This window comes from Streptomyces hebeiensis (assembly GCF_052983195.1).
This window is the reverse complement of sequence record NZ_CM129812.1, coordinates 6,427,253-6,451,677: the sequence shown is the minus strand read 5'-3', so window position 1 is coordinate 6,451,677 and position 24,425 is coordinate 6,427,253. Positions and strand designations below refer to the sequence as shown.

The window sequence follows — 24,425 nt, the reverse complement described above, 5'->3', positions numbered from 1 at the left end:
GAGTGCCCTCCTGCATGTCTCGAAGGACGTAACCGTCATGGCCGCCACCCCGGAAAAGCCGTCCACCCCCACGCCCCGCCGCAAAGTGAGCCGTCACCGCGGCGAGGGCCAGTGGGCCGTGGGGCACTTCACTCCGCTCAACGGCAATGAACAGTTCAAGAAGGACGACGACGGTCTCAATGTGCGGACACGCATCGAGACGATCTACTCCAAGGCGGGCTTCGACTCCATCGACCCCAACGACCTGCGCGGACGGATGCGCTGGTGGGGCCTGTACACGCAGCGCAAGCCCGGGATCGACGGTGGCAGGACCGCGGTCCTGGAGCCGGAGGAGCTGGACGACGAGTTCTTCATGCTGCGGGTACGCGTCGACGGCGGCCGGCTGACCACGGAGCAGCTGCGCGTCATCGGCGAGATCTCGCAGGAGTTCGCGCGGGGCACCGCCGACATCACCGACCGGCAGAACGTCCAGTACCACTGGATCCGGATCGAGGACGTGCCGGAGATCTGGCGGCGACTGGAGGCCGTGGGCCTGTCCACCACCGAGGCGTGCGGTGACACCCCGCGCGTGATCCTCGGTTCCCCGGTGGCCGGGGTCGCCGAGGACGAGATCATCGACGGCACACCGGCGATCGAGGAGATCCACCGCCGGATCATCGGCAGTCCCGAGTTCTCGAACCTGCCGCGCAAGTTCAAGAGTGCGATCTCCGGATCGCCGCTGCTGGACGTGGCGCACGAGATCAACGACGTCGCGTTCGTGGGGGTGCGCCACCCCGAGCACGGCCCCGGCTTCGACCTCTGGGTCGGTGGCGGACTGTCCACCAACCCCAAGATCGGGCAGCGTCTGGGAGCCTGGGTGCCGCTGGACGAGGTGCCCGATGTCTTCACCGGTGTCATCTCGATCTTCCGTGACTACGGCTACCGCCGGCTGCGCAACCGCGCCCGGCTGAAGTTCCTGCTCGCCGACTGGGGCCCGGAGAAGTTCCGGCGGGTCCTCGAGGACGAGTACCTGAAGCGCCCGCTGATCGACGGCCCCGCCCCGGAGCAGCCGGTGGAGCGCTGGCGCGACCACGTCGGCGTGCACCGGCAGCGGGACGGCCGTTTCTACGTGGGCTTCGCCCCGCGCGTCGGCCGGGTGGACGGCGCGACCCTGGCGAAGATCGCCGAGCTGGCCGAGGAGCACGGCTCGGGTCGGCTGCGTACCACGGCCGAGCAGAAGATGATCGTCCTCGATGTGGCGGAGGACCGGGTCGACTCGCTCGTGGCGGGGCTGGAGGCGCTGGACCTGCGGGTCACGCCGTCGCCGTTCCGGCGGGGCACGATGGCCTGCACCGGGATCGAGTTCTGCAAGCTGGCGATCGTGGAGACCAAGCAGCGCGGCGCGACGCTGATCGACGAACTGGAGCGCCGGATCCCCGACTTCGACGAGCCGATCACCATCAACATCAACGGCTGCCCCAACGCCTGCGCCCGTATCCAGGTGGCGGACATCGGTCTCAAGGGCCAGCTGATGATGAACTCCGCCGGCGAGCAGGTGGAGGGCTACCAGGTGCACCTGGGCGGCGCGCTGGGTCTCGAGGCCGGTTTCGGACGCAAGGTCCGCGGCCTGAAGGTCACCGCCGACGAGCTGCCCGACTACATCGAGCGGGTGCTGGGCCGCTTCGGCAAGGAGCGCGAGGAGGGCGAGCGGTTCGCCGCCTGGGCGGCCCGCGCGTCCGAGGAGGCCCTGTCGTGAGTGAGCGCGCGGCTCCCTTCTACTGCCCCTACTGCGGCGACGAGGACCTCCGGCCGGGCGAACAGGGCCGTGGCGCGTGGGAATGCGCGGGGTGCAACCGTGCCTTCACGTTGACGTTCCTCGGGCTCCTCACCCGCGGACTTCAGCGACCTGACGGAGGGGAAGAGACATGACGGCACTGCCGGAAACCGACGATCCCCGGGCGCTCGCCGAGCGGATGGGCCGGGAGCTCGAGGAGGCCACGGCCCTGGAGATCCTCGCCTGGGCCGCGGAGACCTTCGGGAAACGATTCTGCGTCACCTCCTCCATGGAGGACGCGGTGGTCGCCCACCTCGCCTCCCGGGCCATGCCCGGGGTCGACGTGGTCTTCCTCGACACCGGCTACCACTTCCCGGAGACCATCGGCACCCGCGACGCCGTGGACGCCGTGATGGACGTCCGTGTCATCACGCTCACCCCGCGGCAGAGCGTCGCCGAACAGGACGCCGCGTACGGCCCCGAGCTGCACGACCGCGACCCCGACCTGTGCTGCGCCCTGCGCAAGGTCAAGCCCCTGGAAGAGGGCCTGACCCGGTACACGGCGTACGCCACGGGCCTGCGCCGGGACGAGTCCCCGACCCGGGCGAACACCCCCGTCGTGGGCTGGGACGAGCGGCGCGGCAAGGTCAAGGTCTCCCCCATCGCCCGGTGGACTCAGGACGACGTGGACGCCTACGTGGCCGAGCACGGCGTGCTGACCAATCCGTTGCTCGACGACGGCTACGCCTCGGTCGGCTGCGCGCCCTGCACCCGCAGGGTCCTGGCGGGCGAGGACGCCCGCGCCGGCCGCTGGGCGGGCCGGGCCAAAACCGAGTGCGGGTTGCACGGATGACGGCGGACCGGCTGTCGGCCGCCCGGCGGTCGCCCGTCGGCCGGCCGACGGGCGACCGCCGGGCGATCAGGAACGGGACCAGGAGGAACGGTTGAGCACGACTGACGTGACGGAGCTGGGCGCCACGGTCTGGCTCACCGGGCTGCCCAGCGCGGGCAAGACGACCATCGCGGGGGAGCTGGCCGGCCGGCTCCGCGCCGACGGGCACCGGGTGGAGGTGCTCGACGGCGACGAGATCCGCGAGTTCCTCTCCGCCGGCCTCGGCTTCGGCCGCGCCGACCGGGACACCAACGTGCAGCGCGTCGGCTTCGTCGCCGAGCTGCTCGCGGCCAACGGCGTCAAGGCGCTGGTGCCGGTGATCGCGCCGTACGCGGACAGCAGGGAAGCCGTGCGCAAGCGCCACCAGGAGAAGGGCACCGGCTATCTGGAGGTGCACGTGGCCACGCCCGTCGAGGTGTGCTCCGCACGGGACGTGAAGGGGCTGTACGCGAAGCAGGCCGCGGGCGAGCTGACCGGGCTCACCGGGGTGGACGACCCGTACGAGGAGCCGGACTCCCCCGACCTGCGGATCGAGTCGCACACCCAGACCGTCCAGGAGTCCGCCGCCGCACTCCACGCACTGCTCATCGAAAGGGGTCTCGCGTGACCACGACCGTCACCACCGTCACCGGCGGCGCCGACGACACCAGGAACGCCGGGAGCGCCGGGGACACGTACGCGCCCTGGGCGCTGAGCCACCTGGACGCGCTGGAGTCCGAGGCCGTGCACATCTTCCGCGAGGTGGCGGGCGAGTTCGAGCGGCCGGTGATCCTCTTCTCCGGCGGCAAGGACTCCATCGTCATGCTGCACCTGGCGCTGAAGGCGTTCGCGCCCGCGCCGGTGCCGTTCTCGCTGCTGCACGTGGACACCGGGCACAACTTCCCCGAGGTGATCGAGTACCGCGACCGCACCGTGGCCGAGCACGGCCTGCGGCTGCACGTCGCGTCCGTCCAGGAGTACATCGACGCGGGGAAGCTGCGCGAGCGGCCCGACGGCACCCGTAACCCGCTGCAGACGGTTCCGCTGACCGAGAAGATCCAGGCCGAGCGGTTCGACGCGGTCTTCGGCGGCGGCCGGCGCGACGAGGAGAAGGCGCGCGCCAAGGAGCGGGTGTTTTCGCTGCGGGACGAGTTCTCGCAGTGGGACCCGCGCCGGCAGCGGCCCGAGCTGTGGCAGCTCTACAACGGCCGGCACGCCCCCGGCGAGCACGTCCGGGTCTTCCCGCTCTCCAACTGGACCGAGCTGGACGTGTGGCAGTACATCGCCCGCGAGGGGATCACCCTGCCGGAGATCTACTTCGCGCACGAGCGCGCGGTGTTCCGCCGGAACGGGATGTGGCTGACGGCCGGCGACTGGGGCGGGCCGAAGGATTCCGAGCCCGTGGAGCAGCGCCTGGTCCGCTACCGCACGGTCGGCGACATGTCCTGCACGGGCGCCGTGGACTCCGACGCCACCACACTCGACGCGGTGATCACCGAGATCGCCGCCTCCCGGCTGACGGAGCGGGGCGCGACCCGCGCGGACGACAAGCTGTCCGAGGCCGCGATGGAAGACCGCAAGCGCGAGGGGTACTTCTAGCCATGACGAGCACAGGTACGAGTTCCGGGGCGCACGGGGCCCACGCGTCCCGCACGGGTGCGGACGCCGCGGCCGACGCGGCCACGGCCCACGTCCCGGCACCCGGACCGGCAACGGCGGCGGGCCGGGTCCGGGGACAGGACCAGGACCGGACCCGGGCCGCCGGCCGGACCACCGAGCAGGTCACCGACCGGGCCGCCGAGTTCGCCGGTCGGCTGTCCGAAACGACCCTGCTCCGGTTCGCGACCGCCGGCAGCGTCGACGACGGCAAGTCGACCCTGGTGGGCCGGCTGCTGCACGACTCGAAGTCCGTGCTGGCCGACCAGCTGGAGGCCGTCGAGCACGCCTCCCGCAGCCGGGGCCAGGAGGCGCCGGACCTGGCACTGCTCACCGACGGGCTGCGTGCCGAGCGGGAGCAGGGCATCACCATCGATGTCGCCTACCGCTACTTCGCCACGCCCCGGCGGCGGTTCATCCTGGCCGACACCCCGGGCCATGTGCAGTACACCCGGAACATGGTCACCGGCGCCTCCACCGCCGAGCTGGCCGTCGTCCTGGTGGACGCCCGCAACGGCGTGGTCGAGCAGACCCGTCGGCACGCGGCGGTCGCCGCCCTGCTGCGCGTCCCGCACGTGGTGCTCGCCGTCAACAAGATGGACCTGGTCGACTACGCCGAGCCCGTGTTCGCTTCCATCGCCGAGGAGTTCACCGCGTACGCGGCCTCTCTCGGTGTCCCGGAGATCACGGCCGTCCCGATCTCCGCGCTGGCCGGTGACAATGTGGTGGAGCCGTCCGCGCACATGGACTGGTACGGCGGCCCGACCGTGCTGGAGCACCTGGAGACCGTGCCGGTCAGCCACGACCTGACCGACTGCCCGGCGCGCTTCCCCGTCCAGTACGTCATCCGCCCGCAGACCGCCGAGCACCCCGACTACCGGGGCTACGCGGGACAGATCGCCTCCGGTGTGCTGCGCGTGGGCGATCCCGTGACCGTCCTGCCCTCCGGCCGCACGAGCACGATCGAGGCCATCGACGCGCTCGGCGCCGGGCTGGGCGCGGACACCTCCGTGGACGCCGCCTGGGCACCGCAGTCCGTGACCGTACGGCTCGCCGACGACCTCGACGTCTCGCGCGGCGACCTGATCGCGCCCACGGCGCACGCGCCCGCCACCACGCGGGACGTCGAGGCGACCGTCTGCCATGTCGCGGACCAGCCGCTCACCGTGGGCCAGCGGGTGCTGCTCAAGCACACCACCCGCACGGTCAAGGCGATCGTCAAGGAGATCCCGTCCCGGCTGACCCTGGCGGACCTGTCCCAGCACCCCTCCCCCGGCGAACTCGTCGCCAACGACATCGGCCGGGTGGTGGTCAGGACGGCCGAGCCGCTCGCCCTGGACCCGTACGCGGACTCGCGCCGCACCGGATCCTTCCTGCTCATCGACCCCGTGGACGGGACGACACTGGCCGCGGGCATGGCGGGCGACGCCTTCGCGGCGGCGGCCGACGCGACCAAGGCCGCCCGGCGGCTGCCCGACGACGAGGGCTGGGACTTCTGATGGCCGCCGAACCGTGCGCCGCGCCGAACGCGGACGTGCGCGCCGACGCGTACGACGCCTACGACGACGTGTACGCGACCTTCGCCAAGGAGGGCGGCCGGGTGGGCAGCGGCGCCCTCGGCGCGGGGACGGGCGGGGTGGCGCGATGTGCGCGTTGACGTACGCGCACCGCATGCGCGCCCGTGCGCCCCACCGGCCCCACCCGTTCGATCCGTACGACCGGTACGCCCCGTACCGGCGAAGACCTGCCGAACTCCCGGCCACGCCCCGTACCCGCGGGGCGTGAGCACCGGGTCACCGAGAGGACCCCCTCCCGTGTCTGCGATCCGCACCACCGCGCGCCGCCGCCGCGCCACGCTCGCCGCGCTGCCCCTGCTCGCCGTCGTCCTGACCTCCTGCGGCTACGGCTCCCAGGCGGACAAGAGCGAGGACCGGCCAGCACCCGCCGCGGCCGGCAAGGCGCTCTCGGCCGACACGGTGAGGATCGGCTACTTCCCGAACCTCACCCACGCCACCGCCCTGGTCGGTGTGCAGCAGGGCATCTTCCAGAAGGAACTGGGCGGTACGAAGCTGTCCACCACGACCTTCAACGCCGGCCCCTCCGAGATCGAGGCCCTCAACGGGCGCAGCATCGACATCGGTTTCATCGGCCCCTCCCCCGCCATCAACGGCTACACGCAGACGGACGGCAACAGCCTGCGCATCATCGGCGGGGCCGCCTCGGGCGGGGTGAAACTCGTCGTCAACCCCAAGAAGATCAAGACGCTGGACGACGTCAAGGGCAAGAGGATCGCCACCCCGCAGCTGGGCAACACGCAGGACGTGGCGTTCCTCAACTGGATCGCCGAGAAGGGCTGGAAGGTCGACGCGCAGTCCGGCAAGGGCGATGTCTCGGTCGTCCGCACGGACAACAAGATCACTCCGGATGCCTACAAGTCCGGGTCCATCGACGGCGCGTGGGTGCCGGAGCCGACCGCCTCCAAGCTGGTCGCGGAGGGCGCCAAGGAGATCCTGGACGAGTCCTCGCTGTGGCCGGACAAGAAGTTCGTGATCACGAACATCATCGTGTCGCAGACGTTCCTGAAGGAGCACCCGGACGTGGTCGAGGCCGTGCTGCGCGGCTCGCTGAAGGCCAACGCCTACATCCACGACAACCCGGACCGGGCCAAGGAGTCCGCCAACAAGGCGCTGAAGACGCTCAGCGGAAAGGCGCTGCCGCCGGAGGTGCTCGACCCGGCCTGGAAGTCGATCCAGTTCACCGACGACCCGCTGGCCGCCACACTCCAGGCCGAGGCCGACCACGCGGTGCAGGCGGGACTGCTCGAGAAGCCGAACCTGAACGGGATCTACGACCTGAAGCCGCTGAACAAGGTCCTCGAGGACGAGGGCAGGCCCGCGGTCTCCGACGCCGGTCTCGGCGCGAAGTAACAGGAGGTGACGACCATGGCTTCCACCCTCGCCAAGGCCGCCGCGAGCGCTCCGGCGGTGGACCACGCCGCCCGGATCGCCCATGTCTCGAAGTCCTTTCCCACGCCCGCCGGACAGCAGCTCGTGCTGGACGACATCACGCTCGACGTGGCGCCGGGCGAGTTCGTGACGCTCCTGGGCGCGTCCGGGTGCGGCAAGTCCACGCTGCTGAACCTGGTGGCCGGGCTCGACGCGCCGTCCGCCGGATCCATCGAGACCGACGGCCGGCCCGCGCTGATGTTCCAGGAGCACGCGCTCTTCCCGTGGCTGACCGCGGGCAGGAACGTCGAACTGGCGCTGCGGCTGCGCGGAGTGCCCAAGCAGGACCGGCGCCCCGAGGCGGAACGGCTGCTGGAACTCGTCCGACTGGAGGGCGCGTACGGCAAGCGGGTGCACGAACTGTCCGGCGGCATGCGCCAGCGGGTCGCGCTGGCGCGCGCGCTGGCGCAGGACAGCCGGCTGCTGCTGATGGACGAGCCGTTCGCGGCGCTCGACGCCATCACCCGGGACGTGCTGCACGAGGAACTGACCCGGATCTGGCGGGAGACCGAGGTGTCGGTGCTGTTCGTCACGCACAACGTGCGGGAGGCGGTACGGCTCGCCGAGCGCGTCGTCCTGCTGTCGTCGCGGCCCGGGCGGGTGGCCCGTGAGTGGCGGGTGGACATCCCGCAGCCGCGCCGTATCGAGGACGCCGCCGTGGCGGAGCTGTCCGTCGAGATCACCGAGGAACTTCGTGGGGAGATCCGCCGCCATGGCCAGCACTGACACGACGTCGCAGAAGGAGAAGGAGCCGGCGGGGCCCGCCGGGACGGGCCCCGGAGCGGATCCCGGCACGACCTCCGCGACGGCCGCCGGGACGGCGCCCGGAGCGTCCTCCCTGGCGGCTCCGGGGGCGTCCTCCGGAACGGACGACGGGGCGCGGGAGCGCGAACTGGCCGGACTCGGCGCCGGTCTCGACGCGCTCGACAGCGTCACCCCCCGGCGCGCCCCGCTGCGCCAGACCCTCGTCGACAAGGTGCTGCCCCCGGCCGTCGCGGTCGTGCTGGTGCTGGTGGTGTGGCAGCTGCTGGTCTGGGCGAAGGTCACCGACAACTACAAGCTGCCGTCGCCGGGCGCGGTGTGGGGCGAGGTGTCCGATGCCTGGCTCCAGGGCACTCTGCTCGACTACATCTGGACCAGCGTCTCGCGCGGCCTGCTGGGCTTCCTGCTGGCGCTGGCGATCGGCACCCCGCTGGGGCTGCTGGTGGCCCGGGTCAAGGTCGTCCGCGCGGCCATCGGCCCGATCCTGTCCGGTCTCCAGTCGCTGCCGTCGGTGGCCTGGGTGCCGCCCGCCGTGATCTGGCTGGGCCTGAACGACTCGATGATGTACGCGGTGATCCTGCTCGGCGCGGTCCCGTCGATCGCCAACGGCCTGGTCTCCGGCGTGGACCAGGTGCCGCCGCTGTTCCTGCGCGCCGGGCGCACGCTGGGCGCGACCGGGCTGCGGGGCACCTGGCACATCGTGCTGCCCGCCGCGCTGCCCGGCTATCTGTCGGGGCTCAAGCAGGGCTGGGCGTTCTCGTGGCGTTCGCTGATGGCCGCGGAGATCATCGCGTCGTCGCCGGAACTGGGGGTGGGCCTCGGTCAGTTGCTGGAGAACGGCCGGACCGCCGGCAGCATGTCGATGGTGTTCCTCGCCATCTTCCTGATCCTCGTCGTCGGTATCGCCATCGACCTGCTGATCTTCAGCCCGCTGGAGCGGCGGGTCCTGCGCGGCCGCGGTCTGCTGGTGAAGAGCTGATCCGCGTGCTGCTGCCCCGTCCGGTCCGTCTCCCGGGCCCCCTCGCCCCGCCGCCGGTCCTGCTGGTCGTCGCGCACGGCAGCCGGGACCCGCGCCACGCGGCGACCGTGCACGCCCTGGCCGGGCGGCTGCGGTCGTCGCGGCCCGGGGTGCGCGTGGAGACGGGGTTCCTGGACTTCGACGCCCCGTCGGTGGAGCGGCTGCTCGACCGGCTGGCGCGGACCGGCGTACGGGAGGTGATCGCGCTGCCGCTGCTGCTGACGCGGGCGTTCCACGCCAAGACGGACATCCCGGCGGTCCTGCGTGAGGCGTCTGCCCGCCATCCGCGCCTGGTGGTCCGGCAGGCGGCGGTCCTCGGCCCGGCGCCCCTGCTGACGGCCGCTCTGGAGCGGCGGCTGTACGAGGCCGGGGTGGCACCCGGCGACCGGGCCTCGACCGGGGTCGTGCTGGCCTCGGCGGGCTCCTCCGACCCGGAGGCGATCGCGGTGATCGCTGAAATCGCGCGGGAGTGGCGGCACACCGGTTGGTGCGCCGTGCGGCCCGCGTTCGCCTCCGCATCCCTTCCGCGCACCGAGGACGCCGTGCGCGAGCTGCGCGCGGCGGGCGCGGCGCGCGTGGCGGTCGCCCCGTACGTCATCGCCCCCGGCTTGCTCCCGGACCGCATCGCCCGCGGCGCGCGGCGCGCCGACGCGGACGTCCTGGCCGGGGTCCTGGGCGCGGCCCCGGAACTGGCGCGCCTCCTCCTCCACCGCTACGACGAGGCGATCACCGCCCCGAGCCCCCTGGAACTGGCCCGCCCGGCCTGACGTGGCCGCCTCAGGCGAACGGCGTGCCCTGGTGGAAGTAGAGCCGCCAGCCCGTCGGTGTCAGTCGCCACAGCGAGCTGCGGTGGGCGCGGCTTCCGCGGTCGTCGGTGTCGAAGGTCAGGTGCACGGTGTCCGGGGCGAGCTGGACGCCCTTCATCCTGGACGTGGTCACCGGCCGACCGTCGGGGCGGGGTTCGCCGGTGAGCCGGGCGATGATCGCGTCCCGGTCCCACTCCCGGCCGGACACTCCGTACTCCCGGAAGTCCGGGTGCAGCAGTTCCGCCAGGAGTTCCGGGGACGAGCGGACCGCGGGGTCGAGCAGCCGCAGCTCGGCCTCGATGGCGGCGGAGACCACGGACCTACGGTCGGCCACGGGTCAGCTCCACCAGCTTGACGACGGTGTTCCAGTTGCGGCTGGTGGCCGTGGCGCCCTTGACCAGGGCGGGCCTGTTCAGCGCCTCGGCGAGCTTGGAGCGGCCGACTCCGCCGGGGGTGTACAGGTAGAGCACGCGGTCGCCGATCCGGACCTCGTCCGGGCGGTACGTCTCCGGGGCGAGTGCCGCCAGCCGTTCGGGCGTCACCTGTTCGGACAGGAACGTGAGGTGGAGCTGTCGGCCCTCCAGCCCGACCGCGGGAAAGGGACAGGCGCCGGCCACGGCCCGCAGGTAGGGGCCGCCGCGCACGAGGCAGTCCACTGAGAAGCCGAACCGCTCCTCGACGGCGCGTTCCAGGCCCGCGGCCAGCTCCTCCTCGTCGTCCGCGGAACTGGTGAAGACGGCGTTGCCGCTCTGGAGGTACGTACGCACATCGCCGTGCCCGAGTCCGGTGAGCAGCGTGCGGAGGTCGGCCATCGGGACGCGTTTGTGGCCGCCGACATTGATTCCGCGCAGCAGCGCCGCATACGTCGTGGTCATGGGCCCACGATAGGCACGGGGCGACGGCCGCCGCGCTCCGTGGGGGCGAGCACGGCGGCCGCCGCCTCATGAACGATCGTCCCCCGGGCCGGTCGCTCCCGAAACCCGTTGGCGGTGTCCGGGTCCGGGGCAGGCACGGTCAGGCCACCGGCAGGGCCGCCTCGATCAGGTCCGCCGCGCGCGGGGTGCCGCCCTCCCGTTCCATGCCGGCGCTGATCTCCGCGAGCCTGCGGGCCACGTCGGGATCCTCGGCCAGGGCCAGGACCGCGGCACGCAGCGTCTCAGGGGTCGCGTCCGCCATGTCGACGCGCCGCGCCACTCCCAGCCCGACCAGCGTGTCCGCGTTTCCGAACTGGTCGGCGGCCTGCGGGACGGCGACCATCGGGGTGGCCGTCGCCAGGCCCTCCTTGCTGCCGCCCGCGCCCGCGTGGGTGATGAAGGCGTCGGCCTGTTCGAGGACGGAGACCTGCGGCACCCAGTGACGCACCTCCACGTTGGCGGGTACGGGCCCGAGTTCGGCCTCGTCCACATGGGCGCCGATCTGGAGCACCACGTGCCAGCCCGGCAGGTCGCCGAACGCCTCGGCGCAGGTCCGGTAGAACGCGGGCTGCTTGGTGAACGCGGAACCGAGCGAGACCAGCAGCACCTTCTCCGCCCCGGCGGGCCGTTGCCACTCCGCCCGCCGTTCGCGTCGGGGCAGGCAGGCGCCGACGAAGGTGTACACGGATTCGTCCACCTGGTCCGCCTTGTGCTGCAGGACCTTCGGGATCAGTACGAGGGAGTGGTCGGGCCGGCCGGTGAACCGGTCCTGGTCCATGTGGTCCATTCCGTTCTCCGTCAGCCAGCGCGCGAATCGGGCCCGGTAGGCGCGTCCGCGTTCGGTCGACATGAGCTGGGCCGTCATCGGTTCGCCGACCTCCTCCTCGTATCCCGCCCAGGCGACCATGTGCGTCGAGAACTGGATGAACGGCACGTTCCAGCGGTGGGCGAGGATCCGCGCCGGGAAGGAGGTGGTGTCGCCGAGGACGAGGTCCGGACGGTCGTTCTCGAAGGCCTCGGCGAGCTGCGGCAGGGCCTGGATCGCGTCGGTCAGGAACGGCTCCACGTTGTCGATGAGTTCCGTGCCCCAGGCGGAGGGGTCGTCGTCGGGGGTCGGCAGGACGGAGGTGTAGGTCACCGGCCGGGCGCCGGTGGCCGCGATCTTCTCGGCGAAGACGGCGGGAATCGCGTAGCTCACGCGGTGCCCCCGGTCGACCAGCTCCCGGATCACTTCGAGGCTGGGGTTCACATGGCCGTGGGCGGCGATGGAGAACATGGCGATGTGCGCGGGCTTGGTGGCTGCGGTCATGGCCCCGACCGTAGACGAGACGAGACGTCTCGTACAACCTATTTGGTGGCCCGTCCCCGGCGGCAGCGGGACGGGCCACGGCGCGGCCTCCCGGCGGATGCGACACTCTGTGCGGATCCGTACGGGGTCCCGCGCGTCTGTCCGAGGACACGCGCGGCGGTCGGAGGACAAGAGCGGGCGGGCGATGGACGAGGCACGGGCGCGGCAGGTCATGGCGGAGGCGGGGCTGCCGGCGGGGGCGGAACTGCTGGCCCTCGGCGAGAACGCCGTCTTCCAGGCGGACGGCCTGGTCGTCAAGGTCGGCCGGGACGCCACGGACCACCCCGAACTGCTGGACCGCGCCCGGCGCGAGGTCGCGGTCGCCTCGTGGCTCGCGGAGTGCGGCGTCCCGGCCGTACGCGCGGCGGAGCCCGGGGCACGGATCGCGGCCGGGCATCCGGTCACACTCTGGCACCGGCTGCCGGACGCCGTACGCCCCGCCGGGCCGCGGGACCTGGCATCGCTGCTGCGGCTGGTCCACGCGCTGCCCGCCCCCTCGTTCGACCTGCCCCGCCGCGAACTGCTGGGCGGGGTCGAACGCTGGCTGCGGATCGCCGGCGACGCGATCGACCCGGCCGACGCGGAGTACCTGCGCGGGCGCCGGGACGGCTTCGCGAAGGCCGCCACCGCGCTCGCCCCGCACCTGCCACCGGGCCCGATCCACGGCGACGCGCTGCCGCGCAACGTCCAGGTCGGACCGGACGGACCCGTCCTGGTAGACCTGGAGACCTTCTCCGTGGACTTCCGCGAGCACGACCTGGTCGTCATGGCCCTCTCCCGCGACCGCTACGGGCTGCCCGCCGAGGCGTACGACACCTTCACCGAGGTCTACGGCTGGGACGTGCGCGACTGGCCGGGCTGCCCGGTCCTGCGCGGTGCGCGGGAGACGGCCAGCTGCGCCTGGGTCGCCCAGCACGCACCGGTCAACCCGAAGGCGCTCGCCGAGTTCCGCCGCCGCGTCGCCTCCCTGCGTGCCGAGGACCCGGAAGTCCGCTGGCACCCGTTCTGACCCGCCCCCGGCACCATCGGCCACGCGGTCGCGGCGACGGTCACCGCGCCGGTCCTCGCCTCACGACGCGTTCGCCGGCGCCACCGCCCTGAGCGGCCACACCGCGTCGACCACCGCGTCCGCGTTCCCCTTGCGGCGCAGGAAGCTCTGGAAGTCCGCCGCCCAGTCCGCGTACCAGCGGATCTGACGCTCATGCAGCTCCGGCGGCGCCAGCGCGGCCACCGAGGCATGGCGCCCGGCTATCGCCATGGCCACCCGGACCGCCGCCAGGGCGTCCGCGGCGGCGTCGTGGGCCGCGTCCAGCACCACGCCGTACTCGCCGCAGACCGCTTCCAGGGTGCGCTTGCCCCGTCGGTAGCGGTCGACGGCGCGGTCGATCGTGTACGGATCGATCACCGGGCCGACCCGGTCGAGCGGCGGCAGGCCGTGCCGCCGCAGCTCGGCGGCGAGCAGCGTCAGGTCGAACGGCGCGTTGTACGCCACGACCGGCACCCCGCGCGCCCAGCACCCGGCCAGGACACCGGCGATCTCGCCGGCCACCTCCCGCGCCGGGCGCCCCTCAGCCGCCGCCCGTTCGCTGCTGATGCCGTGCACCGCGGACGCCTGCTCGGGGATGCGGACCCCGGGATCGGCGAGCCAGCTCCGCCGCCGGATCACCTCGTCGCCCCGGACCTCGATCACCGCGGCCGAGACGATCCGCGCCTCGAGCGGATCCGTGCCGGTCGTCTCCAGGTCGAACCCGGCCAGCGGTTCACCGTGCCACGTCATGATGACCCCTCCCCTCGTGCGCCGGTGCCTCGACGGCCCGGCGGTGGTGCTTCCCCCGACGGACACAACCCTGCCACGCGTCACTGACAACGCCGCCCGGCCGCCGCACGGGCCGCCGTCCGCCGAATCGTCGTCAGGAGCCCCTGCTCCCGTGTCAGGACACCGGCCGGGAGTCCGTCCAGACGGAGTCGAACTCCTCGCGGTACGTCTGGAAGAGTCCGTTCTCCGGCTCCTGCCCCGACCGCACCACACCACGCCCGCCGCCCCGCAGGACCAGCACGGGCGCCTCCATCCCGCGCGCCCGGCGCAGATACGACTGGACGACGGCGAGGCCGTCCGCGCCGTCGCCGTCCACGAGATAGGCGGTGAAGCGCGGGGTCTCGTCGAAGACATGGATCTCGAAGGCACCCGGATCACGCAGCCTGGAGCGAACCCGCCGCATGTGGAGGATGTTCATCTCCACCGTTCGGCTCAGCTCGCCCTTCTTGAGCCCCAGTTCCCGCTCCCGGCGGCGGACCGCGCTGCTCGCCGGGTTGAGGAACAGCAGCCGTATCCGGCAGCCGGACTCCGCGAGCCGGATCAGCCGCCGCCCGGAGAAGTTCTGCACCAGCAGGTTCAGCCCGATGCCGATGGCGTCCACCCGACGCGCCCCGCCGAAGAGGTCCTCCGCCGGGATCTGCCGTTGCAGCCTGACCCGGTCGGGATGGACGGAGACGACGTCCGCGTACCGGTCGCCGACCAGGTCCTCCACCGCGTCCACGCTCAGCCGCGCGCCCGCCGGTACGCCGCTGCCGCCGCCGAGGATCTCCAGCAGCCGCGCGGCGGCCCGCTCCGCCTGGGCGAGGACCGTCTCGGAGAGCGCGCGGTTGCGGGAGACGACGTTGCGCGCGACCTCGAGTTCGTCCAGCGCCAGCTCCACGTCCCGCCGGTCGTCGAAATAGGGTTCGAAGCAGGGCCAGTGCTGGACCATCAGCTCCCGCAGCTGCGGGAGGGTCAGGAAGCTGAGGACGTTGTCGTCCGCCGGGTCGAGCAGATAGCCCTTGCGGCGCGACACCTCCCGGACGGCGACGGCGCGCTGGACCCACTCCTGCCCGGCGGGCCCGGCGGCGGCGACCACCCACTCCTCGCCGTTGACCGGCTCGTAGATCGGCCGCAGCACGGCGGCGACGACCGCGCGCAGCCGCTGTTCCACCAGATTCAGCCAGATGTAGGCCCGTCCGGCCCGCTGCGCGCGCGTACGGACCTCCGCCCAGGCGTCCGCGCCCCAGTCCAGTTCCGCCCCGATCTCCATCGGTCGCGCGAGGGAGACCGTTCCGGGCGGGATGTCGCCGGCCTCCCCCGCATGACCTGCGTCACCAGGGGGCAGCTCCAGCCCTCCCGAGCTCACCCGCGCACCGCCTTCCCACCCCTTCAACGATCAAGGAAGGGTACTCCGCCGACCGGAGGAGGTGCAGCCTCATGCACCGGCTTCCTCCTCAACTCCCTTGATCAAGAGGCTTGTTCCTGGCGCCCAGTTCCACCGAAGTGAGGTGATTCGCACAGGTTGCGCCCGATACGCCCCGAGCCTCACACCCGTACAGAACCGCTCATCCCGGCTCCCTGGACCGAGCGACGCGCTGATGCGCGACGTTGACCCCCACGGTTGACCCTATACGCCGGACGGGCCCCCGCCATCCACCCGGGACGGCCGAGAAGCGGCCAAGAACCCCACCGGGTTCCTAGGTGCGCGCCCCACTTTCGGGGAAGATCTGGGCCAAGACCCCCGCAGCACCCGGATCAGAAGTGGAAGAGTCGTATCTATGCAGGTCTGGCCGGGACAGAGATATCCCCTCGGCGCCACCTACGACGGCGCCGGCACCAACTTCGCGGTCTATTCAGAGGTCGCGCACCGAATCGAGTTGTGCCTGCTGCACGACGACGGTTCAGAAACGGCGGTGGAGCTGCGCGAGACGGACGCCTTCGTACGCCACGCCTACCTGCCGGGCATCATGCCGGGCCAGCGGTACGGCTTCCGGGTGCACGGCCCCTACGAGCCGGAGCGCGGCCACCGCTGCAACTCCGCCAAGCTGCTCCTCGATCCGTACGCCCGTGCGATCAGTGGCTCCATCGAGTGGGGCGAGTCGGTCTACGGCTATCACTTCGGCAAGCCGGATTCCCGCAACGACCTCGACTCGGCCCCTCATACGATGACGTCGGTCGTCGTCAATCCGTACTTCGACTGGGGGGACGACCGGCTGCCGCGTACGGACTACCACCGCACGGTGCTCTACGAAGCGCACGTGAAGGGCCTGACGATGCTCCATCCGGCCCTGCCCGACGAGCTGCGCGGCACGTACGCGGGGCTCGCCCACCCGGCGGTCATCGAACACCTGACGGAGCTGGGCGTCACCGCCCTGGAGCTGATGCCCGTACACCAGTTCGTCAACGACCACCGGCTGGTGGACGCCGGACTCGGCAACTACTGGGGCTACAACACGATCGGGTTCTTCGCCCCGCACAACGCGTACGCGTCCTGGGGCGACCGGGGCGAGCAGGTCCTGGAGTTCAAACAAGCCGTCCGGGCGCTGCACCGGGCGGGCATCGAGGTCATCCTCGACGTCGTCTACAACCACACGGCCGAGGGCAATCACCTCGGTCCGACGCTCTCCTTCCGGGGCCTGGACAACGTGCAGTACTACCGGCTGGCGGAGAATCCGCGCTACTACATGGACACGACGGGGACCGGCAACTCGCTGCTGATGCGCAGCCCGCACGTCCTCCAGCTGATCATGGACTCGCTGCGGTACTGGGTGACCGAGATGCACGTCGACGGCTTCCGCTTCGACCTCGCCGCGACGCTGGCCCGCCAGTTCCACGAGGTGGACCGGCTGTCGTCGTTCTTCGACCTCGTGCAGCAGGACCCCGTCGTCAGCCAGGTGAAGCTGATCGCGGAGCCCTGGGACGTGGGCGAGGGCGGCTACCAGGTGGGGAACTTCCCGCCGCTGTGGACCGAGTGGAACGGCAAGTACCGCGACACCGTGCGCGATCTGTGGCGCGGCGAGCCCAGGACCCTGGCGGAGTTCGCGTCCCGGCTGACCGGCTCGTCCGATCTGTACCAGGACGACGGGCGGCGTCCGCTCGCCTCCATCAACTTCACCACCTGCCACGACGGCTTCACCCTGCACGACCTCGTCTCGTACAACGACAAGCACAACGACGCCAACAGCGAGGGCAACCGGGACGGTGAGAGCCACAACCGGTCCTGGAACTGCGGGGTGGAGGGCCCGACCGAGGATCCGGGGATCCTGGAGCTGCGCGATCGCCAGATGCGCAACTTCATGGCGACGCTGATGCTCTCCCAGGGCGTGCCGATGATCAGCCACGGGGACGAGTTCGCCCGCTCGCAGAGCGGCAACAACAACGCGTACTGCCAGGACAACGAGGTCTCCTGGGTCCGCTGGCCCGAACCGGGCTCGGGGAGCGACCACGGCATGCTGGCCTTCACCCAGGCGATGGTCTGGCTGCGGCGCGACCATCCGGTCTTCCGGCGGCGGCGCTTCTTCCACGGGCGTCCGGTGGAGGGGACGCACGACGACCTGTCGGACATCTCGTGGTTCACCCCGCAGGGCGAGGTGATGAGACAGCAGGACTGGCAGGCCGCGCACGCCAACGCCATGACGGTCTTCCTGAACGGCCAGGCGATCTCGGAGCCGGGGCCGCGCGGGGAGCGGATCTCGGACGACTCCTTCCTGCTGATGTTCAACGCGAGCGCGGAGGAGCTGGAGTTCGTGGTCCCGGCGGACATCGGCCACGAGTGGCAGGTGGTGGTGGACACGGCCCGGCCGGAGGGGGTCCCCCCGGGGCAGGGCGAGAAGGCGGACGGGGGCGAGCGACTGAAGATGACCGGCCGCAGCATGACGGTACTGATGCGCCCGGCGTAGCCCCTGGCGGGGACGGCCGGCACCAGGCACCGTCCGGCCGCCCTGGCCGCCGCGGGACCCGGTGACACACTCGGCGCCCGGCTGGGTACGTACGATCGTATGACGCCCACCGCGACCTACAGGCTCCAGCTCCAGCCGGACTTCCCGTTCTCTGCCGCCGGGAAAGTGGTGCCGTATCTCGCCGCCCTCGGGATCTCGCACCTGCACCTGTCGCCGGTCCTGGAGGCGGTACCCGGATCGACGCACGGCTACGACGTCACGGACCACTCCCGGGTGCGGGCCGAGCTGGGCGGCGAGGAGGGACTGCGCAGGCTGGCCGCGACCGCCCGGGAGCACGGGCTCGGGCTCGTCCTCGACATCGTGCCCAACCACATGGCGGCCGCCCCCCGGTACAACAACGCCTTGTGGGAGGTGCTGCGCGAGGGCCCGGGCTCGCCGTACGCCCACTGGTTCGACATCGACTGGGCGGGCGGCGACGGCAAGCTGCTGCTGCCGGTCCTGCCCTCGCCCATCGGGGACGAGCTGGGCGCGTTGCGCGTCGGGAACGGCCTGCTCCACCACGGCGACCAGTCCTATCCGCTCGCCCCCGGCACCGAGGACCTGCCGTTGCCCGCGCTGCTCGACGCGCAGCACTACCGGCTGGCCTGGTGGCGGCTCGCCCGTACGGAACTCAACTACCGCCGCTTCTTCACCATCTCCGACCTGATCGCGGTCCGGGTGGAGGAGCCGGACGTCTTCGCCGCCACCCATGCCAAGATCCTCGAACTGGTGGGGGACGGTGTCGTCCAGGGCCTGCGCGTCGACCATCCGGACGGGCTCGCCGATCCGGAGGCGTACCTGCGGCGGCTGCACGAGGCGGCGAGTTCGGCGGCGGACGGGGCGGTGAAGGGCGCGGCGGCGGACGCGAGCGTGGCGCGCCCGCCGGCGGACGGGGGCTGCTGGATCGTCGTGGAGAAGATCCTGGCCGACGACGAACCCCTGCCCGCCGGCTGGCCCGTCGCCGGTACGACCGGTTACGACGCGCTGCGCCACATCGACGGGGTGTTCACCGACCCGGCGGGCGCGTCGGAGCTGGAGCGGCGCTACCGGGAGACGGCCGGGCCGCCCGGCGACCGGGGCGGCTACTGGGAGGGCACGGTCCGCAGGGCCGCGTACAAGGTGGTCATCCACGAACTCGCCGCCGAGACCGACTTCCTGGTCCGTACGGCCCGGCGGATCTGCGCCGCCGACCCGGCGCTGCGCGACCACGCGCCCTGGGCACTGCGCACGGCGATCCAGGAGCTGCTGGTCCGGGTGCCCGTCTACCGTCCGTACACGACGGCGGGCGGGCCCTGCCCGAAGGCGGCGGAGGCGGCGGTCCCGGAGGACGCCGCCCGGCAGGCGAAGACCGCGTTCACGGTGGAGCGGGAGGCGCGGGCCGTGGACGTGGTGCGGGACCTGGCGCTCGGCAGGCTCGGCGACGGCCCCGCGCACGCCGCCTTCTGCGCGCGCTTCGCCCAGACCGCCTCGGCCCTGCGCGCCAAGTCCGTGGAGGACACGGCGTTCTACCGCTACACGCCGCTGATCAGCGCGAACGAGGTCGGTGGGGACCCGGGGCAGCCGGCGGTGAGCCCGGAGCGGTTCCACGCGTACTGTGCCCGGCTGGCGCGCGACTGGCCCGCCACGGGCACGGTACTGACCACGCACGACACCAAGCGCAGCGCGGATGTCCGGGCCGCGATCGCCGTGCTGTCGCAGTGCCCGGACCGCTGGGACCGGTTCCTGGAGCGGGTGGCGGGGACGGTGGCGCCTGACCCGCACCTGGCGTGGCAGGCCTGGCAGACGGCCGTCGGGTTCACGCCGAGCGGGGAGGTCGCCACGCCGGACGGCGCCCGTATGGTGCCCGCGCTGCTGAAGGCCGTACGGGAGGCGGGGCTGCACACGAGCTGGACGGAGCCGGATCCGCTGTACGAGCGGGCGGTGACCGACTTCGTGGCGGCGGGGCCGGCGGGCGCGGGACGGCGGACGGTCGCGGAGCTCAGCCGCGCGCTCGGTCCGTACGCCCGCGCGAGCGCGCTGGGGGCCGCGTTGACGCACCTGACGATGCCGGGTGTGCCGGACCTCTACCAGGGCACGGAGCGGGAGTACTTCGCGCTGGTGGACCCGGACAACCGGCAGCCGTTCCGGCTCGGGCCGCCCGACGAGAAGACGGTGGTGACGACGGCGGCGCTGGCGCTGCGCGCGCGGCGGCCCCGGGCCTTCGGCGAGTCGGGCACATACTCCCCACTGCACGCGACGGGACCGGCGGCGGAACACTGCCTGGCGTTCTGCCGGAGGGGCGAGGTGATCACGGCGGTGACGCGGCTGCCGCTGCGGCTCGCGGAGGCGGGCGGCTGGGGAGCGACGGAGCTGGCGCTGCCGCCGGGCCGGTGGGAGGACGCGCTGGCGTCGCCGGGGCGGACGTACGAGGGGGGCGGACCGGTGGCGGTGGCGAAGCTGTTCACGGACCGGCCGGTGGCACTGCTGAGCCGCGCGGAGTGACGGGGAGCGGCCGGCGCGGCGGACGGTCGCGGTGGCTGCGCGCGCGGGCACGACAACGGTGCCGTCACCAGCGGCGGAATGCCAAAGCTCCGGGAATCCGGGCGGAGTTCAGGTGCCCAGGTGCCGGCGCGCCGCCTCCGAAGGGTGGGTGGCGAGCCGGAAGCTCATCTGGCCGAAGCTCACCGTGTCCCCGTCCCGGACCACCGCCGTTGTGATCACCCGCCGGCCGTTGACCGTCGTACCGTTCGTCGAGCCCAGGTCGCGCAGGACCCACTGACCGCCCTGCAGGGCCAGTTCGGCGTGCAGCCGCGAGACCGTGTCATGGCTGAGCCGCAGACCGTTCACCGGGTCACGGCCGATCCGCAGCGGATACGCGCCTATCTCGGGCAGCAGCAGCTTCGGCAGCCGCTCGGCCTGCCACACCCTGCGCATCCGCTGCGAGAACGACGACATCCGCCGCACCGTGCCGAACACCCGGCGGGTCCACGGGTTCTCCGTCTCCAGGTCGGCGGTGAGCAGCTTCAGCTCGTCGGCCCTGCGCGCCGCCAGCACCAGGTCCATCCGGCGCAGGAAGGTGTCGTGCGACAGCTTTCCCTGCGCCGCGCCTTCCCTGAGCACCGCCAGGGCTCGGTCGCGCTCGACGTCCGAAAGCCGCGCGGGAGAGGCCGGGGACTCGAAGGAGGAGGTCACACAACTGATTGTCCGTCGCACGGGCCCGGGGTGTCCAGACGACCAGGGCAAGCCTCCCAGAACCTTCCCTCAACAAATCCTTCCGCAGGCGTTTACAGCATCCGTCCGCAGCGCTACGTTCCGCAATGGGAGCGCTCCCATTCCGCCAGCTGTCATTACCGCTCGAAGGGATCGCGCGATGACACGCCCCCCACGGACCCCGCTGCGGTGGTTACGCCCGCACAGAGTCGCACTCCTCTCCCTCCTCGCCCTCTTCCCCGCCCTGCTGCTCGTCGTCACCGGCAGCGAACCGTCCTCCGCGCACGGCACCCCCATGCAGCCCGCCAGCCGTACGTTCATGTGCTGGCGCGACGGCCTCACCAGCACCGGTGAGATCAAGCCGGTCAACCCCGCCTGCAAGGCCGCCGTCGCCGAGAGCGGTACCACCCCGCTCTACAACTGGTTCTCCGTGCTGCGCTCCGACGGGGCGGGCCGCACCAAGGGGTTCATCCCCGACGGTCAGCTGTGCAGCGGCGGGAACCCGACCTTCTCCGGGTTCAACAAGAACCGGAACGACTGGCCCCTCACCCACCTCACGTCCGGCGCGTCCCTCGACTTCTCGTACAACGCCTGGGCCGCGCACCCCGGTTGGTTCTACGTGTACGTCACCAAGGACGGCTTCAACCCCAGCGCCACCTTCAAGTGGGACGACCTGGAGTCGCAGCCGTTCCTGACCGTCGACCACCCGTCCGTCACCGGTCCGGTGGGCTCCGTGGAAGGCGCCTACAAGTGGACCGGCAAGCTGCCCGGCAACAAGAGCGGCCGTCACATCATCTACATGGTGTGGCAGCGTTCGGACAGCAACGAGACGTTCTACAGCTGCTCCGACGTGGTCTTCGACGGTGGCAAGGGCGAGGTGACGGGTGTCGGTGAGCCCGGTACGACGCCGACCGACCCGCCCACCGACCCCACGGGCACCTGCACCGCCACCCGCACGACCGTCAGTTCCTGGACGGGCGGCTACCAGACCCAGATCACGGTGAAGAACACCAGCACCCACCCGATCCTCGGCTGGATGGTCGAGTTCGCCCTGCCGAACGGGCAGAAGGTCGACAGCCTCTGGAACGGCAACGCCACCTACGGCGGCCAGCAGGTGATGGTCCACAACGCCGACTCGAACGGCTCGCTGGCGCCCGGCGCCTCGGCCACCTTCGGCTACGTGGCGTCGGGCGGCCCGCCGGACACCGCCTCGACGCCGGTCTGCACCGTCACCTGACCGTCCCGGCTCCCCGCGCCGCCCGGCCCTCCGCTCCCGCCCCCACCGGGAACGGCGGGCCGGGTCCCTACCGCCACGGCACCCGTTCCACCCCATTCGCCGTGATCACCGGGCCCCCGGCCGTCTCTCTTGTCACCATGAGGGGAACAGTGCCGACGACAAGGGGGAACCGCTCGTGCAGTTCGAGGTCTGGGCACCGAAGGCACGCGACGTCGTACTCCATCTCGACCCGGCCACGGCCTCGGCCCCGGGCCCCGGCGCGGCCACCACCCACCCCATGCGCGCCGATCCCGGCCGGGCGGGCTGGTGGACCGTCGACACGTCCGCCGGGCACGGGACCCGATACGGTTTCGCGCTCGACGGCGGGCCCGTGCTCCCCGACCCGCGCTCTCGGCGCCAGCCCGACGGGCCGGACGGGCCCAGCGCCGTCGTCGACCAGTCCGCGTACGCCTGGCGCGTGCCGTGGGAGGGACGGGACCTGCCCGGTGCGGTCCTGTACGAGCTGCACGTCGGCACGTTCACCCACGAGGGCACCCTCGACTCGGCGGCCGCCCGGCTGGAGCCGCTGGCCGAGCTGGGCGTCACCCATGTCGAGTTGATGCCGTTGTGCCCCTTCCCGGGAATACACGGGTGGGGGTACGAGGGGGTCTCGCTCTGGGCGGTCCACGAACCCTACGGCGGCCCGGAAGCACTCAAGAGGTTCGTCGACACGGCGCACGAACTGGGCCTCGGCGTCGTCCTGGACGTGGTGCACAACCACCTCGGTCCGGCCGGCAACCATCTCCCCCGCTTCGGGCCGTACTTCACCGACACGCACCACACGCCCTGGGGCGCCGCCGTGAACCTCGACGCCCCCGGCTCCGACGAGGTGCGCGCCTACCTGCTGGACAGCGCGCTCGCCTGGCTGCGGGACTACCGGCTGGACGGGCTGCGGCTCGACGCCGTGCACGCCCTCGCCGACAACCGCGCGCTGACCTTTCTCGAAGAGCTCTCCACCGCCGTGGACGCGCTCTCCGCCGGCCTGGACCGCCCGCTCTTCCTGATCGCGGAATCGGACAGTTGCGACCCGCGCACCACGACCCCGCGCGGGCAGGGCGGCCTCGGGCTGCACGCACAGTGGAACGACGACTTCCACCACGCCCTGCACACCGCCCTGACCGGTGAATCCCAGGGCTACTACGCCGACTTCGCCCGCGAGCCGTTCGCCGCCCTCGCCAAGACCCTGACCCGGGTCTTCTTCCACGACGGTACGTACTCGGCCTTCCGGGGCCGGACACACGGACGGCCCGTCGACCGTACGAGCGCCCCCGCACACCGCTTCCTCGGCTATGCGCAGACCCACGACCAGATCGGCAACCGCGCGCTCGGCGACCGGCTCTCCGCCTCCCTCTCCCCCGGCCTGCTCGCCTGTGCCGCCGCGCTCGTCCTGACCGGTCCCTACACCCCCATGCTGTTCATGGGGGAGGAGTGGGGTGCCACCACGCCCTGGCAGTTCTTCACCGACCACCGCGATCCGGTGCTGGCCGAGGCCGTACGGAGCGGCAGGCGACGGGAGTTCGCCGCGCACGGATGGGCGGCGGAGGACATCCCCGACCCGCAGGACCCCGCGACCCGGGCCCGCTCGTGCCTGGACCGGTCCGAGATCGCGCGCCGGCCGCACGCGCGCCTGCTGGCGTGGTACGGCGAGCTGATCGCCCTGCGCCGCGCGCAGCCGGATCTGACCGACCCCGACCTGGCGGCGACGAAGGTGGCGTACGACGAGGCGGCACGCTGGCTGGCGTACCGCAGGGGCGATCTCGTGGTCGCGGTGAACCTCTCCGGCGAGTCCGTGGGGATCCCGCTGGAGGCCGGTGGCCGGGAGCGGGTGCTGGCCGCCTGGGAGCCCACCGGCCCGCCCGGGGCCGACGGGACGCTGTGGCTGCCGCCGGAGTCCTGCGCGGTCCTGGGGCCGGCGCCCGAGACCGCCGGTCCCCCGTCGCCCTGAGCCCGGCCGGGTCGCGGTCGGCCGGTCCGGGACCGGTCCGGGACCGGTCCGGGACCGGTCCGGGATCTGGTCCGTGTACGGCTCGGCCGCGCCGTACGCCACGGCCCCGGCGGACGTGACACCGCCGGGGTGCGGTCCGGCCTCGG

General features: G+C 72.3%; 20 protein-coding genes and 1 pseudogene. 15 read left to right on the top strand and 6 right to left on the bottom strand.

Features of this window, described 5'->3' with window-relative positions; genetic code table 11:
- Positions 1-37: 37 nt before the first annotated feature.
- The 10 genes from ACU6P3_RS27685 to ACU6P3_RS27640 all read left to right on the top strand — a co-directional run bounded on the left by ACU6P3_RS27685 (position 38) and on the right by ACU6P3_RS27640 (position 9,832).
- Entirely contained in the window at positions 38-1,735 is a 1,698-nt protein-coding gene (locus ACU6P3_RS27685) for a nitrite/sulfite reductase (protein ID WP_447194594.1), read from the top strand.
- A 169-nt stretch (positions 1,736-1,904) separates the two neighbouring features.
- On the top strand, positions 1,905-2,606 hold the full coding sequence (locus tag ACU6P3_RS27680; RefSeq protein ID WP_447194593.1) for a phosphoadenylyl-sulfate reductase: 702 nt from the start codon (positions 1,905-1,907) through the stop codon (positions 2,604-2,606).
- A gap of 91 nt (positions 2,607-2,697) precedes the next feature.
- Positions 2,698-3,252, top strand: a complete 555-nt coding sequence (gene cysC / locus ACU6P3_RS27675) for an adenylyl-sulfate kinase (protein WP_447194592.1) — start codon at positions 2,698-2,700, stop codon at positions 3,250-3,252.
- Positions 3,249-4,223 carry a sulfate adenylyltransferase subunit CysD gene (gene cysD, locus ACU6P3_RS27670; protein WP_447194591.1) on the top strand — a complete coding sequence of 325 codons (975 nt, stop codon included), beginning with the start codon at positions 3,249-3,251 and terminating at the stop codon, positions 4,221-4,223. Before cysC ends, cysD begins: the two co-directional genes overlap by 4 nt.
- 2 nt (positions 4,224-4,225) lie before the next feature.
- On the top strand, positions 4,226-5,779 hold the full coding sequence (locus tag ACU6P3_RS27665; protein WP_447194590.1) for a sulfate adenylyltransferase subunit 1: 1,554 nt from the start codon (positions 4,226-4,228) through the stop codon (positions 5,777-5,779).
- Positions 5,779-5,937 (top strand): hypothetical protein, encoded by a 159-nt coding sequence (locus tag ACU6P3_RS27660; RefSeq protein WP_107055692.1) that lies wholly within the window; start codon positions 5,779-5,781, stop codon positions 5,935-5,937. Before ACU6P3_RS27665 ends, ACU6P3_RS27660 begins: the two co-directional genes overlap by 1 nt.
- A gap of 157 nt (positions 5,938-6,094) precedes the next feature.
- Complete coding sequence (locus tag ACU6P3_RS27655) at positions 6,095-7,207, top strand: aliphatic sulfonate ABC transporter substrate-binding protein (RefSeq protein ID WP_447194589.1); 1,113 nt, start codon at positions 6,095-6,097, stop codon at positions 7,205-7,207.
- A 15-nt stretch (positions 7,208-7,222) separates the two neighbouring features.
- Positions 7,223-8,011: an ABC transporter ATP-binding protein gene (locus tag ACU6P3_RS27650; RefSeq protein ID WP_344272682.1), complete on the top strand. Its 789-nt coding sequence runs from the start codon at positions 7,223-7,225 to the stop codon at positions 8,009-8,011.
- Positions 7,998-9,026 carry an ABC transporter permease gene (locus ACU6P3_RS27645; protein ID WP_447194588.1) on the top strand — a complete coding sequence of 343 codons (1,029 nt, stop codon included), beginning with the start codon at positions 7,998-8,000 and terminating at the stop codon, positions 9,024-9,026. The genes ACU6P3_RS27650 and ACU6P3_RS27645 overlap by 14 nt, the downstream gene beginning before the upstream one ends.
- A gap of 11 nt (positions 9,027-9,037) precedes the next feature.
- Positions 9,038-9,832 carry a sirohydrochlorin chelatase gene (locus ACU6P3_RS27640; RefSeq protein WP_447198091.1) on the top strand — a complete coding sequence of 265 codons (795 nt, stop codon included), beginning with the start codon at positions 9,038-9,040 and terminating at the stop codon, positions 9,830-9,832.
- Between the two features lie 10 nt (positions 9,833-9,842).
- Here ACU6P3_RS27640 and ACU6P3_RS27635 read toward each other — a convergent pair whose 3' ends face one another.
- From ACU6P3_RS27635 to mgt, 3 genes and pseudogenes are all read right to left on the bottom strand, one after another.
- Positions 9,843-10,205 carry a nuclear transport factor 2 family protein gene (locus ACU6P3_RS27635; RefSeq protein WP_447194587.1) on the bottom strand — a complete coding sequence of 121 codons (363 nt, stop codon included), beginning with the start codon at positions 10,203-10,205 and terminating at the stop codon, positions 9,843-9,845.
- Positions 10,192-10,746, bottom strand: coding sequence for a DUF1697 domain-containing protein (locus ACU6P3_RS27630; protein ID WP_447194586.1), 555 nt, complete (start codon positions 10,744-10,746; stop codon positions 10,192-10,194). Before ACU6P3_RS27630 ends, ACU6P3_RS27635 begins: the two co-directional genes overlap by 14 nt.
- Positions 10,747-10,885: 139 nt before the next feature.
- Positions 10,886-12,131 (bottom strand): annotated as a pseudogene (gene mgt, locus ACU6P3_RS27625) (macrolide-inactivating glycosyltransferase).
- Positions 12,132-12,278: 147 nt separating this feature from the next.
- Between mgt and ACU6P3_RS27620 the strand changes: the two are divergent.
- Positions 12,279-13,142, top strand: coding sequence for a phosphotransferase enzyme family protein (locus ACU6P3_RS27620; RefSeq protein ID WP_352088716.1), 864 nt, complete (start codon positions 12,279-12,281; stop codon positions 13,140-13,142).
- Positions 13,143-13,202: 60 nt separating this feature from the next.
- Here ACU6P3_RS27620 and ACU6P3_RS27615 read toward each other — a convergent pair whose 3' ends face one another.
- Both ACU6P3_RS27615 and ACU6P3_RS27610 read right to left on the bottom strand, forming a co-directional pair.
- Complete coding sequence (locus ACU6P3_RS27615) at positions 13,203-13,910, bottom strand: 3'-5' exonuclease (RefSeq protein WP_447194585.1); 708 nt, start codon at positions 13,908-13,910, stop codon at positions 13,203-13,205.
- 154 nt (positions 13,911-14,064) lie between these two features.
- The gene (locus ACU6P3_RS27610; protein ID WP_037804142.1) at positions 14,065-15,297 is read right to left on the bottom strand and encodes a DUF5919 domain-containing protein; all 1,233 of its coding nucleotides are present in this window, start codon (positions 15,295-15,297) and stop codon (positions 14,065-14,067) included.
- A 412-nt stretch (positions 15,298-15,709) separates the two neighbouring features.
- On the opposite strand from ACU6P3_RS27610, the gene glgX reads away from it, so the two are divergent.
- Complete coding sequence (glgX, locus tag ACU6P3_RS27605; RefSeq protein ID WP_447194584.1) at positions 15,710-17,830, top strand: glycogen debranching protein GlgX; 2,121 nt, start codon at positions 15,710-15,712, stop codon at positions 17,828-17,830.
- A 99-nt stretch (positions 17,831-17,929) separates the two neighbouring features.
- Entirely contained in the window at positions 17,930-20,350 is a 2,421-nt protein-coding gene (gene treY, locus ACU6P3_RS27600) for a malto-oligosyltrehalose synthase (RefSeq protein ID WP_447194583.1), read from the top strand.
- A gap of 108 nt (positions 20,351-20,458) precedes the next feature.
- Here the strand turns inward: treY and ACU6P3_RS27595 are convergent, their stop codons facing one another.
- Positions 20,459-21,040 carry an FHA domain-containing protein gene (locus tag ACU6P3_RS27595; protein WP_447194582.1) on the bottom strand — a complete coding sequence of 194 codons (582 nt, stop codon included), beginning with the start codon at positions 21,038-21,040 and terminating at the stop codon, positions 20,459-20,461.
- A gap of 178 nt (positions 21,041-21,218) precedes the next feature.
- Here ACU6P3_RS27595 and ACU6P3_RS27590 point away from each other — a divergent pair, with 178 nt between their 5' ends.
- Both ACU6P3_RS27590 and treZ read left to right on the top strand, forming a co-directional pair.
- Positions 21,219-22,295 carry a lytic polysaccharide monooxygenase auxiliary activity family 9 protein gene (locus ACU6P3_RS27590; protein WP_447194581.1) on the top strand — a complete coding sequence of 359 codons (1,077 nt, stop codon included), beginning with the start codon at positions 21,219-21,221 and terminating at the stop codon, positions 22,293-22,295.
- A 175-nt stretch (positions 22,296-22,470) separates the two neighbouring features.
- Positions 22,471-24,279 carry a malto-oligosyltrehalose trehalohydrolase gene (treZ, locus tag ACU6P3_RS27585; protein WP_447194580.1) on the top strand — a complete coding sequence of 603 codons (1,809 nt, stop codon included), beginning with the start codon at positions 22,471-22,473 and terminating at the stop codon, positions 24,277-24,279.
- The last annotated feature ends 146 nt before the right edge of the window (positions 24,280-24,425 follow it).

Bases quoted from the DNA above. Each gene is read 5' to 3' on its own strand.
- ACU6P3_RS27645 (WP_447194588.1), top strand. From the start codon at position 7,998: ATGGCCAGCACTGACACGACGTCGCAGAAGGAGAAGGAGCCGGCGGGG.
- ACU6P3_RS27590 (WP_447194581.1), top strand. From the start codon at position 21,219: ATGACACGCCCCCCACGGACCCCGCTGCGGTGGTTACGCCCGCACAGA.
- ACU6P3_RS27665 (WP_447194590.1), top strand. From the start codon at position 4,226: ATGACGAGCACAGGTACGAGTTCCGGGGCGCACGGGGCCCACGCGTCC.
- ACU6P3_RS27680 (WP_447194593.1), top strand. From the start codon at position 1,905: ATGACGGCACTGCCGGAAACCGACGATCCCCGGGCGCTCGCCGAGCGG.
- ACU6P3_RS27615 (WP_447194585.1), bottom strand. From the start codon at position 13,910: ATGACGTGGCACGGTGAACCGCTGGCCGGGTTCGACCTGGAGACGACC.
- glgX (WP_447194584.1), top strand. From the start codon at position 15,710: ATGCAGGTCTGGCCGGGACAGAGATATCCCCTCGGCGCCACCTACGAC.
- ACU6P3_RS27650 (WP_344272682.1), top strand. From the start codon at position 7,223: ATGGCTTCCACCCTCGCCAAGGCCGCCGCGAGCGCTCCGGCGGTGGAC.
- ACU6P3_RS27660 (WP_107055692.1), top strand. From the start codon at position 5,779: ATGGCCGCCGAACCGTGCGCCGCGCCGAACGCGGACGTGCGCGCCGAC.
- ACU6P3_RS27620 (WP_352088716.1), top strand. From the start codon at position 12,279: ATGGACGAGGCACGGGCGCGGCAGGTCATGGCGGAGGCGGGGCTGCCG.
- ACU6P3_RS27685 (WP_447194594.1), top strand. From the start codon at position 38: ATGGCCGCCACCCCGGAAAAGCCGTCCACCCCCACGCCCCGCCGCAAA.
- treY (WP_447194583.1), top strand. From the start codon at position 17,930: ATGACGCCCACCGCGACCTACAGGCTCCAGCTCCAGCCGGACTTCCCG.
- ACU6P3_RS27630 (WP_447194586.1), bottom strand. From the start codon at position 10,746: ATGACCACGACGTATGCGGCGCTGCTGCGCGGAATCAATGTCGGCGGC.